Here is a 15,028-nt window from a genome sequence, read left to right as displayed (position 1 = left end):
CGCTCAGCTGCGCGCGCCGAACAGCGCCGAACCGACACGAACATGCGTGGCGCCGAGTTTGACGGCCGTCTCGAAATCGTCGCTCATGCCCATGCTGAGGTGGTCGAGCCCGTTTTCCGCGGCCATCTTGGCCAGCAGCGCGAAGAACGGCGCAGGTTCGATGCCGAAAGGCGGAACGCACATGAGCCCGACCACCGGGATCTGCGCCTCGCGCGCCGAAGCCAGCAGGGCAGGCACGTCGGCTATGGCGCAGCCGCCCTTCTGCGCCTCCTCCCCGATATTGACCTGCACGAAGCACGGAACCTGCTTGCCCAGCTTGTCCATCGCCTTGCCGAGCGCCGAAACGAGCGACGGCCTGTCGAGCGAGTGGATGCAGTCGAACAGGCGCACGGCATCGTCGGCCTTGTTCGACTGAAGCTGGCCGACCAGGTGCAGCTTCAGATCGGCATGGGCCTCGATCAGGGCGGGCCATTTTCCCTGCGCCTCCTGCACGCGATTCTCCCCGAAAACGCGCTGCCCCTGCTCGATCAGCGGTACGATCGCCTCGGCCGGATGGGTCTTGGAAATGGCAATCAGTTCCACGTCCCCGGGCTCGCGGCCGGCGATTTTGGCAGCGCGGGCGATCCGGGCACGGACGTCTTCAAGCGGTGTAAGGTCTGGTTGATCCATGACGCGCTGCTATAGCGACCTTGTGCCGATCCGCCACCCGCCTCTTCCCGATGTCTGGCTCATCAGCGATGCGCGCAACGACGCGGCGCTGGAACGCATTCTCGCCCGACTTCCGCGCGGTTCCGGCCTGATTTTTCGGCACTACCATCTGTCCCCCGAAGTTCGCCGCACCCGTTTCGGACGCCTTGCCCGTGTAGCGCGGCGGCATGGCCACAGGCTGGTACTTTCCGGTCCGCCCCGACAGGCACGGCGCTGGCGAGCGGATGGCGCTTACGGATCGCCTGGCAGGCTGGCGCGCGGTCCACAGACGCTGAGGCTCGCCACCGTCCATTCGCTGGGCGAACTGGCACAGGCCGACCGGGCGAGGGCCGATGCCGTGCTGATCTCTCCGGTCTTTCCCACGCGGTCGCATCCAGGCGCACCGGCGCTGGGCCCGGTGCGGTTTCGGCTGCTGGCGGGCCGTTCGCGGGTCCCGGTCATCGCGTTGGGCGGCATGACAGCGCACCGCGCTCACGCCATGGGAGTGTCGAAATGGGCGGCAATACAGGGCCTTGGCGAAAGGCCCACAGGCGTGTTCTCGCTTCATTCTTGACGCGGAGTCCCGGCCCGGCGCATTATCCGCGCCCGTAGACAGGGGAATACTTATGGCCACACGGCCCATGGCGCCCGGAAGGCGCGTAGCCAAGCCGGACTGGCGCGCAGTACTGAAGCGCTCCCTGCGCCGTGCGACGGAGCTGTCAGGCGCCGTGCTGCTGTTCGCGGTGATGGGTTTCCTGACACTCGCCCTGCTGACCTATCACCAGACGGATCCTTCCGCCTCCACGGCAGCCGGTGGCGAGGTGCAAAACTGGATGGGCCTGACCGGGGCATGGGCTGCCGAACGCCTGCTGTTCCTTTTCGGACCGGTTTCGGCCCTGTTCCTACCCCTGCTTTACGTTTTCGCCCGCAAGCTGTGGCTGCTGGTCGAGGAAGACGACAGCGAGATCGAGCATTCCAACCAGCGCTGGTGGCGCCCGACCGGGCTGCTGATCTTGGCGATGATCCTGATCGCTTCGGTTCTCTCCTTGTGGTTCACCGCACCGGGCGGAACGCTGCCCGCCTCGATGGGCGGAATTACCGGACTGCTGGGCGCAAAGGGCATCAATGCCCTGGCGGGGCTCACGCCGCCGTCCGCGCAAGGCTGGGCCAAACTTGCCCTCGCCCTTATCTGCCTGGTGGTCGGGGTGGCCATGGCAGGCAAGGTTTTCGCGTTCGACTGGGGACGGCTACTGACACTGCCGGGCCGCATCGGCCGGTTGCCGCGCGCCCTTCCCACCCCCGGCGAACTTCCCTTCAACGCGACCAGGGAGAAGCCCCGCCCCGAACCCGCCCCGCGGCCCGAAACGCCTGCCGCAACCCCGGACAAGCCCCGCCGTGCACCCGAGATCGTCGACCCCAAGTCGTCCGCGACACCGGCGAGCCTCGGCACCGGCAGCCGCCAGAAGGACCTGTTCGACGAGTACGAATTGCCCAGCCTGGACCTGCTGGCCGATCCTCCGGCAGATTCCGGCAAGAAGATCGACAAGCTGAGCCTCGAGCGCAACGCCCGCCTGCTCGAAACCGTGCTCGACGATTTCAACGTCAAGGGAGAGATCACCGCGGTGCGCACTGGCCCGGTGGTCACGATGTACGAGTTGGAACCGGCGCCCGGCATCAAGGCAAGCCGCGTGATCGGCCTGGCCGACGACGTCGCCCGCAACATGAGCGCGATTTCGGCCCGCGTGTCATCGATCCCCGGCCGCACCGTCATGGGCATCGAACTGCCCAATGCGGACCGGCAGATGGTCTCGTTCAAGGAAATGGTCGCATCGGAGGCCTTCGCCCACAACAAGGGCATGCTGCCGATCATCCTGGGCAAGGACATCGCCGGCGAACCGGTGGTCGCCGACCTTGCGGCGATGCCTCACCTGCTGGTCGCCGGTACCACCGGCTCGGGCAAGTCGGTCGGTCTCAACTGCATCCTGCTTTCATTGCTCTACCGCTTCACGCCGGCGCAGTGCCGCCTGATCCTCGTCGACCCCAAGGTGCTCGAGCTCAAGAGCTACGACGACATCCCCCACCTGCTCTCGCCGGTGGTGACCGAACCGCCCAAGGCCGTGCGTGCGCTCAAGTGGGCGGTCGAAGAAATGGAACGCCGCTATCGCATGATGAGCGAGATCAGCGTGCGCAACCTCGCCAGCTTCAACGACAAGGTCCGCACCGCCGCCGCCAAGGGCAAGCCGCTGGGCCGCCGCGTTCAGATCGGCTTCGATCCCGAGACCGGCGAGGAACTCTACGAGGAAAACCAGCTCGATTACGAAGTGCTGCCGCAGATCGTACTGATCGTCGACGAACTGGCCGACCTCATGGTCACTGTCGGCAAGGAAATCGAAGTGCTGATCCAACGCCTCTCCCAGAAGAGCCGTGCCGCCGGCATCCACCTGATCATGGCGACGCAGCGCCCCTCGGTCGACGTCATCACCGGCGTCATCAAGGCCAACCTGCCGACGCGTATCTCCTTTGCGGTCACGAGCCGCATCGACAGCCGCACGATTCTGGGCGAGCAGGGAGCCGAACAGCTCCTCGGCAAGGGCGACATGCTCTACAAGCCCAACACCGACCCGATCCGGCGCGTCCATGGCCCCTTCGTTTCCGACGAGGAAGTCGAACAGGTCGCCGATTACTGGCGTACGCAGGGCAAGCCCGAATACATCGACGCCGTCACCGAGGAACCGGAGGAAGGCAGCTTCGGCTTCGACGACCTGAACGTCACCGCCTCCGACAGCCCCGAAGAGCGCAAGTACCTGCAGGTCTGCCAGCTGGTGTTCGAGAACCAGAAGGTCTCTGTCTCCTGGCTGCAACGCCAGATGGGCGTGGGTTACAACACCGCCGCCAAGTGGGTCGAGCGCATGGAGAACGACGGCTACGTCGGCCCCGCCAACCATGTCGGCCGGCGCGACATCTACCGCGACGAGAACGGAAACCCGCTGTGAGGATCGCTCTTCTGATCGCCGCGCTCGTGGCAGCGCCCGCCGCAGCCGAAACGGCGACGCTCACTTCGCAGACCGGGCAATGGTACCAGGTCTTCGCCAACGACGTGGAAAGCGCGATCGGGCGGAGCGTGCGCGTCGATTCGGCAAGCGTCGCCGTCGTTGGGGCCGGCCGGCAATTTCGCCAGGCCGAAGTGCTGCTGCGCGACGAAGGCGCCTATGCGCGCGGGACGACATTCTACGCGCAACGCAGCGTAAACTGCCAGTCCGGCGTCACCCAGGTCCAGCAATGGTCCGCTGTCGGTCCGGCTGGCAAGGCCGTCGCCAGCGGTGCTCTCGGGACGTCGCCGCCCAGGAAAGTCCATTGGGATTCGCGGGACGGCAAGGTGCTCAAGTTCGTCTGCCAGGGCATCCTGCCCCGCTGACGCGGTGCACCGGCGGCATCCCGCACGGAAAATCGCATCGCCGGACTTGGTAAGCTGTTCATGTGAGCCTACCTTGCCGGGCTACTTCCCAACCCCCGGAAACCGGTCCCATGGAACAACATTCCCAAGCCTTCCTGCTCCAGGACGGATTCCTGCTGCTGGGAACGGCGCTCGCCTTCGTGCTGCTGTTCCGGCGCCTGGGGCTGGGCGCGACCCTGGGCTATCTGCTTGCCGGCGCGATCCTGGGGCCCTTCGCGCTCGATCTGGTCGGCGATCCGGAAGGCAAGATCGGCTTTGCCGAACTCGGCATCACCCTGCTGCTGTTCATTGTCGGCCTCGAGCTGGCGCCGAAACGGCTCTGGCGCATGCGGCACGAGATATTCGGGCTGGGCCTGCTGCAGGTCGCCTTGTGCGGCCTGGCCGTGTCCGCCGTCATCTACGCCTTCACGCCCTTCACCATCGAAGCGGCTCTTGCGCTGGGCCTCCCGCTCGGGCTGTCCTCCACGGCCCAGGTCCTGCCGATGCTGCAGAGCGCCGGGCGCCTTCACACGCCGTTTGGTGAACGCTCCTTCGCAATCCTGCTGTTCCAGGACCTCTCGATCATTCCGCTGATCACCATCATCGCGGCAATGAACCGCAATCCCAACCTGCCCGAGGGCCCTCCGGGCTGGCAGCTTGCCCTGGTCACGGTGCTGGCGGTCGCGGGACTTATCGCTGCCGGCCGGTTCGTCATCCGGCCGCTGTTCCGCCTCATCGGCAATCTGGGCGAACGCGAAATGTTCATCTTCGCAGCGCTGTTCACGGTGATCGCGGCTGCGGCGTTGATGCAGGCGCTCGGGCTGTCGACGGCGCTGGGCGCCTTCGTCGCCGGCGTCATGCTGGCGGACAGTCCGTATCGCCACGAGCTGGAAGCCGACGTCGAGCCCTTCCGTTCGATCCTGCTGGGCCTGTTCTTCATGTCGGTCGGCATGATGCTGGACCTGTCGGCCATTGCCGAGCGGCCGCTTTTCGTCGCTGCCATGGCGCTCGCCCTGATTGCGGTGAAGTCGACCGTGATCTTTGCGCTCGGCCTGGCGTTCCGCATGCACTGGCGCAGTGCTCTCGCGCTTGGCCTGCTGCTGAGCCAAGGGGGCGAATTCGGCTTCGTCCTGTTCGCCCAGGCCTCCAACGCCTGGCTGATCGAGCCCGAAGCCGCCAGCCTGTTCGGTGCCATCGTCACCCTGTCGATGATATCCACGCCGTTCCTGATGATGGCCACGCGGCGGATTCGCGAAATGCCGGTGACCACGGAAATCCGCGAGGGCCCACAGGAAGACGGCGCCAGCGCGCTGATCGTCGGGTATGGCCGCTTCGGGCAGACCGTTGCACAGATCATGAATGCCGCCGGCATCAAGGTGACGTTGATCGACACGGACATCGAGATGATCGATGTGGCCAGCGGCTTCGGGGCAAAGGTCTATTTCGGAGACGGCACCCGCATCGATCTCCTGCGGCAGGCCGGCGCCGGCGAAGCCGAGCTGATCGTGTTCTGCATCGACGGGGACCAGTTGACGGACAACTTCCTGCATGCCGTCCACCAGGCGTTCCCCAATGCCGAAATCCACGCGCGCGTGTTCGACCGGCGCGGGCTGTTGCGGCTCAAGGACGCCCCGGTCAAATCGATGGCGCGCGACGTGCTGGAATCGGCGGTGGTGCTGGCCCGCAATGCCCTCGAGGGTCTCGGCCTTTCGCTGGAAGACATCGACAAGGCGGAAACCACCTACCGCTCGAACGACAAGGAACGTCTCTCGCTCCAGTACGAGTCGGGGGACTTGCGCACCGCGCGCGACCGCATCCTCACGCAGCCCGTGCGCACGGCGCGTCAGATGGGGACCGAGTAACCCTCGAAGCGCTTTATCCTGCGTAGCGAGAAACTAGTCTTCATCGACGAAACGCCGGGCAGCCGGGCCAGGCAATCGCGGTGGACGCTATCGAAGTGGTCGAGATCCTTGGCGGCGACGCGCAACAGGTAGTCCGCCCCGCCGCTCATCAGGTGGCATTCGAGAATGTCGTCGAAATCGCCTACGGCGCGCTCGAACCGATCCATGGCCTCTCGGCTCTGGCTGGTCAGCGTTATTTCGACGAAGACCTCGACAGACAGGCCCAGCCGGCGGGCGTCGACACGCGCGGCATACCCGAGGATCAGCCCCTGTTCCTCCAGCGCCTTGATCCGGCGGTGGCAGGCGGAAGGCGACAGGTTCACCAGCGATGCCAGTTCGGCAATCGAACGCGACGAATCCGCCTGCAACGCCTCCAGCAGGGCGCGATCCGCTCGATCCATGGGATTTTCTCCTGCCATATAACCTGTAAACGGGAAATATTCCATTTCATGCCGCGATCAAGAGCCATTTCGGTGAAACATTGCGGAGTTTCGGGTGTATTTTCCCGAAAGGAGATTCTCGACACCGGAGAGACAACATGCGCGTAGGCACCGTCAGGGAAATCAAGAACCACGAATATCGGGTCGGCCTTACGCCCGAAAGCGTCGAGGAACTGGTCCGGCACGGCCACGAGGTGTGGGTCGAACAAGGCGCCGGCCTCGGCATCGGCGCGCACGATGCGGAATACGAGCACTCGGGCGCAAAGCTCATCGCCACGGCTGCCGAAGTCTTCGAAGGCTGCGAGATGATCGTCAAGGTCAAGGAGCCGCAGGCCGACGAGCGGGCCATGCTGCGCGAGGGCCAGATCCTCTACACCTACCTTCACCTCGCGCCCGATCCCGAGCAGACCGCCGATCTGGTGAAGTCCGGCGTCACCGCCATCGCCTACGAGACGGTGACCGGCCCGGCCGGCTCGCTGCCCCTGCTCAAGCCGATGAGCCAGGTCGCCGGGCGCATGTCGATCCAGGCCGGCGCCACGGCGCTCGAAAAGGCCCACGGCGGGCGCGGCGTACTGCTCGGCGGCGTGCCGGGCGTGATGCCGGGCAAGGTCGCCGTGATCGGTGGCGGCGTCGTCGGCTTCAATGCCGCGCAGATGGCCGCCGGCCTGGGTGCCGACGTGACCATCCTCGACCGCAATCCCGACGTTCTCGAACGCCTCGGCAACCACTTCGAGGCCCGCGCCAAGACCCGCTTTTCCAGCACCGCCAACCTGGCCGAAAGCGTCGCCGAGGCCGACCTCGTCATCGGCGCGGTGCTGATCCCCGGCGCCGCCGCGCCCAAGCTCGTCACCCGCGAAATGCTCGGCACGATGAAGACCGGCGCCGTCTTGGTCGACGTCGCCATCGACCAGGGCGGCTGCTTCGAAACCAGCCACCCGACGACGCACGACGATCCGACGTTCGTGGTCGACGGCATCGTCCATTACTGCGTGGCCAACATGCCCGGCGCGGTTTCCCGCACCAGCACTTATGCGCTCAACAACGTGACGCTGCCCCATGCTCTGTCCATTGCCGACCTCGGCTGGAAGGAAGCGCTGTTGCGCAATCCACACCTTGCCGCGGGGCTGAACGTGCACGCCGGGCAAGTGACCTACGAGGCCGTGGCGCGCGAACTGGGCTATAGCTACGTCCCGGTCGACGCCGTGCTCGACTGATCCATGAACGGTGCCGCCACGTCCGGCGGCACCCGCATCAGCCGGCCCGAGGCGATATCGATCATCGCCCACCTCGTTCTGGCAGAGACAATGACTTTCCCGGCGGCGTTGCGGAAATCGACGCGGCGGTCGAACGTGGCGCCATGGGGCTCGTCGGGAATGAAGGTCTCGCCCGTCACGCTCTCGCCCTCGCGGATGTTGCCGCGATAGTCGATCTCGTGCCGGGCCACGACCCAGGCATATTTCGCCTGATGTTCCGGCGGCGCGACGGCTTCCCAGTGCGCCGTCGCCAGCGCTTCCATCCACTGCACCCAGACCGCGTTGTTGACGTGGCCCATCACGTCGATGTGTTCGGGCAACGCGGTAAACGTCAGGGTGAAGCGGTTCATACTACGTCCGTTTGTGTCGAGCGAAGTCGAGACACATTTGCCCTACCCTGATGTGTCTCGACTTCGCTCGACACGAACGGGAAGGAAGGAGGAGCCTATCCCTCCACGCCAAGCTGCCACAGGATGAAGGCGAATTCCTCCGCCGTTTCCTTCAGGCTCTCGAACCGGCCGGACTTGCCGCCGTGGCCTGCGCCCATGTTGGTCTTGAAGATCAGCTCGTTGGAATCGGTCTTCAGCTCGCGCAGCTTCGCGACCCACTTCGCCGGTTCCCAGTAGGTCACCCGCGGATCATTGAGGCCGGCTGTGACCATCAGCGGCGGATAGGCCTGCGCCTTGATCTGGTCGTAGGGGCTGTAGCTCAGAATGTGCTCGAAGGCGGCCTGGTCCTCGATGGGGTTGCCCCATTCGGGCCATTCGCCCGGCGTGAGCGGCAGCGTTTCGTCGAGCATGGTGCTGAGCACGTCCACGAAAGGCACGTGCGCCACGACCGCACCCCACAAGTGCGGGTCCGAGTTGATCACCGCGCCCATCAGTTCGCCGCCCGCAGACCCGCCCGCAATCGCGATCTGCCCTTCGCTGGTGAAACCGCGCTCGATCAGGCCCCTAGCGCAATCGACGAAGTCGTTGAAGGTATTGGTGCGCTTCTCCAGCTTGCCGGCCTTGTACCAGGCGCGGCCCATATCGTCGCCGCCGCGGATATGGGCGATGGCATAGGCAAAGCCGCGGTCGACCAGGCTGAGGCGCGCGGTCGAGAAGCCGGGATCGATGGATATGCCGTAAGCACCGTAGCCATAGAGGTAGAGCGGCCCCGCCCCTTCACGATCCTTGCGGTAGACGATGGAAACCGGGATCGCCGTACCGTCCCGTGCAGTGATCTCCAGCCGCTCGGTCGCATAGAGCGAGGCGTCGTAGCCCGAAGGGATCTCCTGCACCTTGAGCGTTTCGAGCGTGCGCGCGGCCACGTCGTAGTCCAGCACCGATGCGGGCATGACCATCGATTCGTAAGACAGCCGCAGCTTGTCCATATGCCATTCGGGATTGTTGGCGAGCCCCGCCGAATAGCTCGCTTCGGGAAATTCGATCGGCTCCACGCGGGCAGGATCGTCGTAGTAACGGACCTCGATCTGGTCGAGCCCGGCGCGGCGGCCCTCGATCACGTAGAAGTCGCGGAACAGGTCGAAGCCGGTAAGATAGAAATCGTCCGATCCCTCGATCAGCGTCGTCCACTCGCCGGGATTGCTCAGCGGTGCGGTGGCGAGCCGGAAGTTCTCGTGCGTGTCGTTGGCGTGGATGTAGAGCACGCCGTCGCGCTCATCGACGTCGTACTCGATGCCCTTCTGGCGCTTCTTGACGAGGATCTGGTCGCCCATCGGATCGTCGGCGCGAATCAGCCGGGCCTCGCTGGTCTCGTGGTCGCTGGCGCCGATGACCAGCCACTTCTCGTTCGAGGAGAGCGAGGAGCCCACGCGGAAGCCGTCGTCATCCTCGTGATAGAGTTCGACGTCCTTCTCCACCGGCTCACCCAGCCAGTGCAGGCGGGCATTGTCGGTGCGCCACTGTTCGTTGGCGAGCGAATAGACCACGCCCTTGTCGCCCGCGACCCAGACGAGGCTGGAGAGCGTGCCGGGGATCTCGTCGGGCAGCATCTCGCCGGTTTCAAGGTTCTTGAACCGCGCGGTGAAGCGCTCCGATCCGTTGTCGTCTGCGGCATAGGCGAGCAGCTTGCCATTCTGGCTGACCGAAATCGCGCCGAGGCGGAAGTAGTCCTTGCCTTCGGCCAGCGCCACTTCGTCGAGGATCAGCTCGTCGGGGCCGCCGGCAACCGGCTTGCGCCACCACTTCTTGTATTCGGCGCCTTCCTCGAACTCGATCCAGTAGAGCCAGTCGCCGTCCTTCTGGGGCACCGACTTGTCGGCTTCCTTGATGCGCGCGCGCATTTCCTTGAACAGGGCATCGATCCGATCCTGATGCGGCGCCATCCGTGCCTCGAACCAGCGGTTTTCCGCTTCGAGATGGGCCAGCACTTCCTTGTCGGTCACCTCCGGATAGCCGGGATCGCGCAGCCAGGCGTAGTCGTCGGCGACGGTAATGCCGTGATGCGTGAAGGAATGCGGCTTCTTAACGGCCTGCGGGGGAGCGGAAACCGGGCCTTTGCCGGATTCGGTGAGCGTCTGGGTGGAATCTGCCATGCCCCGCATCTATGTTCCCAAGATGACCCCCGCAAGCCGGATACCCCAGACATGCTGATGAATACCCATGAAGCGCGCCTCGATGCCCTGCGCAAGGAATTGAAGGCGCGCAGCCTCGATGGCTTCGTGATCCCGATTTCCGACGAGCACATGAGCGAATACGTCGGCGGTTACGCCCAGCGCCTCGCCTGGCTCACCGGTTTCGGCGGTTCGGCGGGCACAGCCGTGGTCCTGACCGATGCCTCGCTGGAGCCGGCCGCAGCGATGTTCGTCGACGGCCGCTACACGCTGCAGGTCCGCGACCAGGTCGACGGCCGCCTCTACGCATACGAAAGCACCCCGCAGACCAGCGTCGCCAAGTGGCTCGAGGAACATGCACCGCAAGGCGCGGCCATCGGCTACGACGCCTGGCTGCACAGCACCAAGTGGGCCGAAGCCGCCGACAAGGCGCTCGCGGCCAAGGGCGGCAAGCTCGTCCCCGTCGATACCAATCCCGTCGATGCCGTATGGGAGGACCGCCCGGCCCCCTCGACAGCCCTGGCACAGATCCATCCCAGCGACCTGGCCGGCGAGACCAGCGAGGCGAAGCGCGCCGCCGTCTCCGAATGGCTGACAGGCAAGAACCTCGACGCCACCGTGATCACCGCGCTCGATTCGATTGCCTGGCTGCTCAACATTCGCGGCACCGACGTCGAGCGTACGCCCGTTGCGCTCTCCTATGTGATCGCCAAGGCGGACGGCACCGCCGACCTCTTCATCGCCGAGGAAAAAGTGACGCCCGAACTGCGCCAGCATCTCGGCAACTCGGTCAACATCCAGCCGCGCGATGCCTTCGTGCCGGGTCTGGAAGGGCTTGCCGGCAAGCGCGTCGCCGTCGATCCCGAACGCGCCGTCAGCGCCATTTTCGAAGTGCTGCGTCATGGCGGCGCGACCGTGGTCGAGGAACGCGACCCGACGGTTCTGCCCAAGGCGGTGAAGAACCCGGTCGAGCAGGAAGGCCACCGCAAGGCGCAGGCCCGCGACGGCGCGGCTGTCTCGCGTTTCCTCCAGTGGCTTTCGGTCGAAGCGCCCAAGGGCGAAGTGACCGAAATGGCCGCTGCCGACAAGCTGCAGGCCTGCCGTCAGGAAGCCGGCGACCTGCGTGACCTGTCATTCGACACGATTTCCGGTTCCGGCCCGAACGGCGCCATCGTCCACTACCGCGTCTCGGAAGAAACCAACCGCACGCTGGAGCCCAATTCGGTCTACCTCGTCGACTCCGGCGGGCAATATCCCGACGGCACGACCGACATCACCCGCACCGTATGGGTCGGACCGGGCGAACCGGGCGCGGAAGTGAAGGATCGCTTCACCCGCGTGCTCAAGGGCCATATCGCGCTTGCCACGGTCACCTTTCCCAAGGGCACGGCGGGCAGCCAGCTCGACGTGCTGGCCCGCCATGCGCTGTGGCAGGCCGGGCTCGACTATGCGCACGGCACCGGCCACGGCGTCGGCAGTTTCCTCTCCGTCCACGAGGGCCCGCAACGCATTGCCAAGTCGGCGGGCGGTCAGGGCGGGACCGATCAGGAGCTGCTGCCCGGCATGTTCCTCTCGAACGAGCCCGGCTACTACAAGATCGGCGCTTACGGCATCCGCATCGAGAACCTCGTCCTTGTCGAGCCGCGCAAGATCGAAGGCGCGGAAGGCGAGTTCTTCGGCTTCGAAACGCTGACCCACGTGCCGATCGAAAGGCGATTGGTTGATCGCACCATGCTGTCCGATGCCGAAGTGGCCTGGTGGAATGCCTACCATGCCCGTGTCCTGGAGATCATCGGACCCCAGCTCGAGGGCGACGCGAAAGCCTGGCTCGAAGCGCAGTGCGCGCCCTTGTAAGGGCATATTTGTTCCCGTAATGTTCCATTCTCTGATGCGAGTCGCAGGAGGATGGAACGATGATCGGTTACGTAACGCTGGGTACCAACGACCGCGAGCGCGGCGGGAAATTCTACGACGCCGTCTGCGCCGAACTCGGCGTCGGGCGAATGATGGACAACGACCAGTTCACCGCCTGGGGCGAGCCGGAGGGCGGTGCGGGCATCGGCCTCACCAAGCCGTTCGACGGCAATCCGGCGACCGTCGGCAACGGCGTGATGGTGGCGCTCGCCGCAAAGGACGAGGCGCAGGTCCGGCACATCTACGAGATCGCGCTGGCCAATGGCGGCACCTGCGAAGGCCCTCCCGGACCGCGCGGCGATGGGTTCTATGCGGCCTATTTCCGCGATCCCGACGGCAACAAGCTCAATGCCTTCGTGATGGGTTGAACCCCCGGCCTTGTCTGCGGCCTGCCGTCCTGCTTCTATGCCGCGCAGGACGGCAAAGGGAGAGGACAAATGCCGGTTGCACATGTGACCTTCGGAACCAAAGACCTTGAGCGCGGCGCACGCTTCTACGATGCGATCATGGCCGAATTCGGCGGCGATCGGACTTTCGCCCATGACAAGGCGATCGGCTGGAGCTTCCCCGACGGCGGACCGAGCATCGGCATTACCTATCCTTTCGACGGCGAACCGGCGAATCGCGGCAACGGCACCATGTTCGCGCTCATGGCCGCCAACGAAGACATGGTGCGCCGCGTCCATGCCGCGGCTCTTGCCAACGGCGGCAGTTGCGAAGGCCCGCCGGGACCGCGCGCCAACGGCTTTTACGCAGCCTATTTCCGCGATCCCGACGGCAACAAGATGAATGCCTTTTGCGTCCCGACCGAAGCATGACCAGCATCGTCCACGATCTCAGGACGCATCCCGTCCATCTTGGGCTCGGCGCGAGGGCGGGGGTGCAGCCGCCCTTTAACGGCATGGACTGGTACGAGGATTATGCCCGGCGCGTGGCGGCAGACGGTGCAGAGGGCAGGCTGGTTTCGCTGCACGACTTCACTTGCGACTGGGACAGCTGGGAAATGCATCCCGCCGGCGACGAGGTCGTCCTGTGTCTTTCGGGAGAAATGACGCTGATCCAGGAATTGCCCGATGGTGCAATGCATTCTGAAAGCATCGGTGCGGGACAATACCTGATCAACCCGGCGGGCGTCTGGCACACGGCCAACATCGCGCAAGCGGCCTCCGCGATCTTCATAACCGCCGGTGCCGGCACCCAGGGCCGATCACGCTGAACGACGGTTAATGCTTGTTGCACGCCGATGAATGGACACGCCGAATTGTGACAATTGGCGACAATAATGCCGACACACGGCATATCTGCGCGACAACACCTAAATAGAAGAGGAGACAGAGAGCCGCGGGGCATTTCTTCCCCCTCCCTTCCCCAGCCCGGCGGTTCTCATCCTTTTCCCTTGGGAGCAGAGATGAAAATGAAGACTGCAATGACAAAACTGACGCTCGGCCTCTCGGTCGCTGCGCTGTCGATAGGCGGCATCGCCTACGCCCAGCCCGGTCGCGGCGGCGGCCCCATGATGGACATGGACGGCAACGGCACGGTCACTCGCGCCGAGGCCAAGCAGGCCAGCGATGCCATGTTCACCCGCATGGACGTCAACAATGACGGCAAGCTGGACCAGGCCGACCGGCAGGCACGTCACGAGGCACGCCGCGCCGAAATGTTCGCCATGCTCGATACCGACAATGACGGTTCGATTTCTCGCGACGAGTTCATGGCCATGTCGCCTCATGGTCGCGGCATGGGCGGCCCCGGAATGGACGGTCCGCAAGGACCGGGCATGCGCGGCGCCGACGGTGATGGGAAAGGCTGGCACGGCAAGCGTCACCATGGTCATCACGGCCGCCACGGCGGCATGATGCGGATGGCCAAGATGGCGGATACCAACAACGACGGTGCCGTGAGCAAGGCCGAGTTCGATGCCGCTGCCGAAAAGCACTTCGCGATGGTCGATACCGACAACGACGGCACGATCACCCAGGCCGAACGCCAGGCTGCTCACGCGAAGATGAAGGCTCAGTGGCAGGCCAGGAAGGCCGACAGCAACAAGTGATCGGCTGGCGCGGAGACTACGCTGAATGAATGATACCGCGCCCCCGAAGGTGCTTCTCGTCGACGACGAAGCAGCCCTGCGTGAGCCCCTGGCCGAGTACCTCTCGCGCCAGGGGTTTACCGTGACCCAGGCAGCCAGCGCTGCAGAAGCACGCAGCCGCCTGCGAGAGGCCACGCCCGACCTCGTGCTTCTCGACATCATGATGCCCGGCGAGGACGGACTTTCGCTATGCCGCCATCTGGTGGAAGCGCAGGATCTCCCGGTGATCTTCCTTACCGCCCGCGGCGAAGCGACCGACCGCATCGTCGGCCTCGAGATCGGCGCCGACGACTATGTCGTCAAACCTTTCGAACCACGCGAACTGGTCGCGCGTATCCGCAGCGTGTTGCGGCGCGCCTCTCGAAATTCGGTGCCTGCGGTCGAGAACGAGGCCTTCGAGTTCGAAGGCTGGCAACTCGATCCGCTCAAGCGCCGGTTGACCGATCCGGAAGGCGCCGTCGTCGCCATTTCCTCGGTCGAGTTCAGGTTGCTCATGGCGTTTCTCGAGCACCCGCGGCAGGTGCTGAACCGCGATCGCCTGCTCGACATGGTGCAGGGCCGCGAAGCCCATCTGTTCGACCGCGCGGTAGACAACCAGGTCAGCCGTCTGCGTCGCAAGATCGAGGCGGACAGCCGCAACCCGCAACTGATCCAGACGGTCTGGGGCGGTGGCTATATGCTCGCCACCGAAGTCAGGCGGATCCCGATTGCCGCGGAATGAGAATACCGCAGCCTCGTAGTCTGATGGGCC

15 protein-coding genes are annotated in these 15,028 nt (G+C 65.0%); 11 read left to right on the top strand and 4 right to left on the bottom strand.

Annotation, left to right across the window (positions count from 1 at the left end):
- Window positions 1-3: 3 nt before the first annotated feature.
- Window positions 4-669, bottom strand: coding sequence for a YggS family pyridoxal phosphate-dependent enzyme (locus tag LK12_RS06330; protein WP_039280796.1), 666 nt, complete (start codon window positions 667-669; stop codon window positions 4-6).
- Here LK12_RS06330 and LK12_RS06325 point away from each other — a divergent pair.
- The 4 genes from LK12_RS06325 (at window position 668) to LK12_RS06310 (ending at window position 5,982) form a co-directional block, all read left to right on the top strand.
- Complete coding sequence (locus tag LK12_RS06325; RefSeq protein WP_052223219.1) at window positions 668-1,261, top strand: thiamine phosphate synthase; 594 nt, start codon at window positions 668-670, stop codon at window positions 1,259-1,261. The genes LK12_RS06330 and LK12_RS06325 overlap by 2 nt on opposite strands.
- A 52-nt stretch (window positions 1,262-1,313) precedes the next feature.
- A complete protein-coding gene (locus LK12_RS06320; RefSeq protein ID WP_039280795.1) occupies window positions 1,314-3,680 on the top strand; it encodes a DNA translocase FtsK in 2,367 nt (788 codons plus the stop codon).
- Window positions 3,677-4,102, top strand: a complete 426-nt coding sequence (locus LK12_RS06315; RefSeq protein WP_039280792.1) for a hypothetical protein — start codon at window positions 3,677-3,679, stop codon at window positions 4,100-4,102. The genes LK12_RS06320 and LK12_RS06315 overlap by 4 nt, the downstream gene beginning before the upstream one ends.
- A 110-nt stretch (window positions 4,103-4,212) precedes the next feature.
- Complete coding sequence (locus LK12_RS06310; protein WP_039280790.1) at window positions 4,213-5,982, top strand: cation:proton antiporter domain-containing protein; 1,770 nt, start codon at window positions 4,213-4,215, stop codon at window positions 5,980-5,982.
- On the opposite strand, the gene LK12_RS06305 is transcribed toward LK12_RS06310, so the two are convergent.
- Entirely contained in the window at window positions 5,964-6,422 is a 459-nt protein-coding gene (locus LK12_RS06305) for an Lrp/AsnC family transcriptional regulator (RefSeq protein ID WP_039280788.1), read from the bottom strand. The genes LK12_RS06310 and LK12_RS06305 overlap by 19 nt on opposite strands.
- Before the next feature lie 137 nt (window positions 6,423-6,559).
- On the opposite strand from LK12_RS06305, the gene ald reads away from it, so the two are divergent.
- Window positions 6,560-7,675, top strand: a complete 1,116-nt coding sequence (gene ald / locus LK12_RS06300; RefSeq protein WP_039280786.1) for an alanine dehydrogenase — start codon at window positions 6,560-6,562, stop codon at window positions 7,673-7,675.
- Here ald and LK12_RS06295 read toward each other — a convergent pair.
- Both LK12_RS06295 and LK12_RS06290 read right to left on the bottom strand, forming a co-directional pair.
- The gene (locus tag LK12_RS06295) at window positions 7,645-8,064 is read right to left on the bottom strand and encodes an acyl-CoA thioesterase (RefSeq protein WP_039280784.1); all 420 of its coding nucleotides are present in this window, start codon (window positions 8,062-8,064) and stop codon (window positions 7,645-7,647) included. The genes ald and LK12_RS06295 overlap by 31 nt on opposite strands.
- Window positions 8,065-8,159: 95 nt before the next feature.
- Window positions 8,160-10,253: a S9 family peptidase gene (locus LK12_RS06290; RefSeq protein WP_407938131.1), complete on the bottom strand. Its 2,094-nt coding sequence runs from the start codon at window positions 10,251-10,253 to the stop codon at window positions 8,160-8,162.
- A gap of 51 nt (window positions 10,254-10,304) precedes the next feature.
- Here LK12_RS06290 and LK12_RS06285 point away from each other — a divergent pair, with 51 nt between their 5' ends.
- From LK12_RS06285 to LK12_RS06260, 6 genes are all read left to right on the top strand, one after another.
- Window positions 10,305-12,125, top strand: coding sequence for an aminopeptidase P family protein (locus LK12_RS06285; protein ID WP_039280780.1), 1,821 nt, complete (start codon window positions 10,305-10,307; stop codon window positions 12,123-12,125).
- A 59-nt stretch (window positions 12,126-12,184) separates the two neighbouring features.
- Complete coding sequence (locus tag LK12_RS06280; protein WP_039280778.1) at window positions 12,185-12,553, top strand: VOC family protein; 369 nt, start codon at window positions 12,185-12,187, stop codon at window positions 12,551-12,553.
- Between the two features lie 69 nt (window positions 12,554-12,622).
- Window positions 12,623-13,003: a VOC family protein gene (locus LK12_RS06275; protein ID WP_039280776.1), complete on the top strand. Its 381-nt coding sequence runs from the start codon at window positions 12,623-12,625 to the stop codon at window positions 13,001-13,003.
- Window positions 13,000-13,401, top strand: coding sequence for a cupin domain-containing protein (locus tag LK12_RS06270; protein WP_039280774.1), 402 nt, complete (start codon window positions 13,000-13,002; stop codon window positions 13,399-13,401). Before LK12_RS06275 ends, LK12_RS06270 begins: the two co-directional genes overlap by 4 nt.
- A 198-nt stretch (window positions 13,402-13,599) precedes the next feature.
- Window positions 13,600-14,238 (top strand): EF-hand domain-containing protein, encoded by a 639-nt coding sequence (locus LK12_RS06265; RefSeq protein WP_082010418.1) that lies wholly within the window; start codon window positions 13,600-13,602, stop codon window positions 14,236-14,238.
- A 25-nt stretch (window positions 14,239-14,263) separates the two neighbouring features.
- On the top strand, window positions 14,264-14,998 hold the full coding sequence (locus tag LK12_RS06260) for a response regulator (protein WP_039280769.1): 735 nt from the start codon (window positions 14,264-14,266) through the stop codon (window positions 14,996-14,998).
- The last annotated feature ends 30 nt before the right edge of the window (window positions 14,999-15,028 follow it).

Origin of the sequence: Novosphingobium malaysiense (assembly GCF_000802225.1) — a bacterium.
GTDB classification, from domain to species: Bacteria; Pseudomonadota; Alphaproteobacteria; order Sphingomonadales; family Sphingomonadaceae; genus Novosphingobium; species Novosphingobium malaysiense.
The sequence above is the reverse complement of the archived record's forward strand: the minus strand, read 5'-3'. Positions and strand labels throughout refer to the sequence as shown.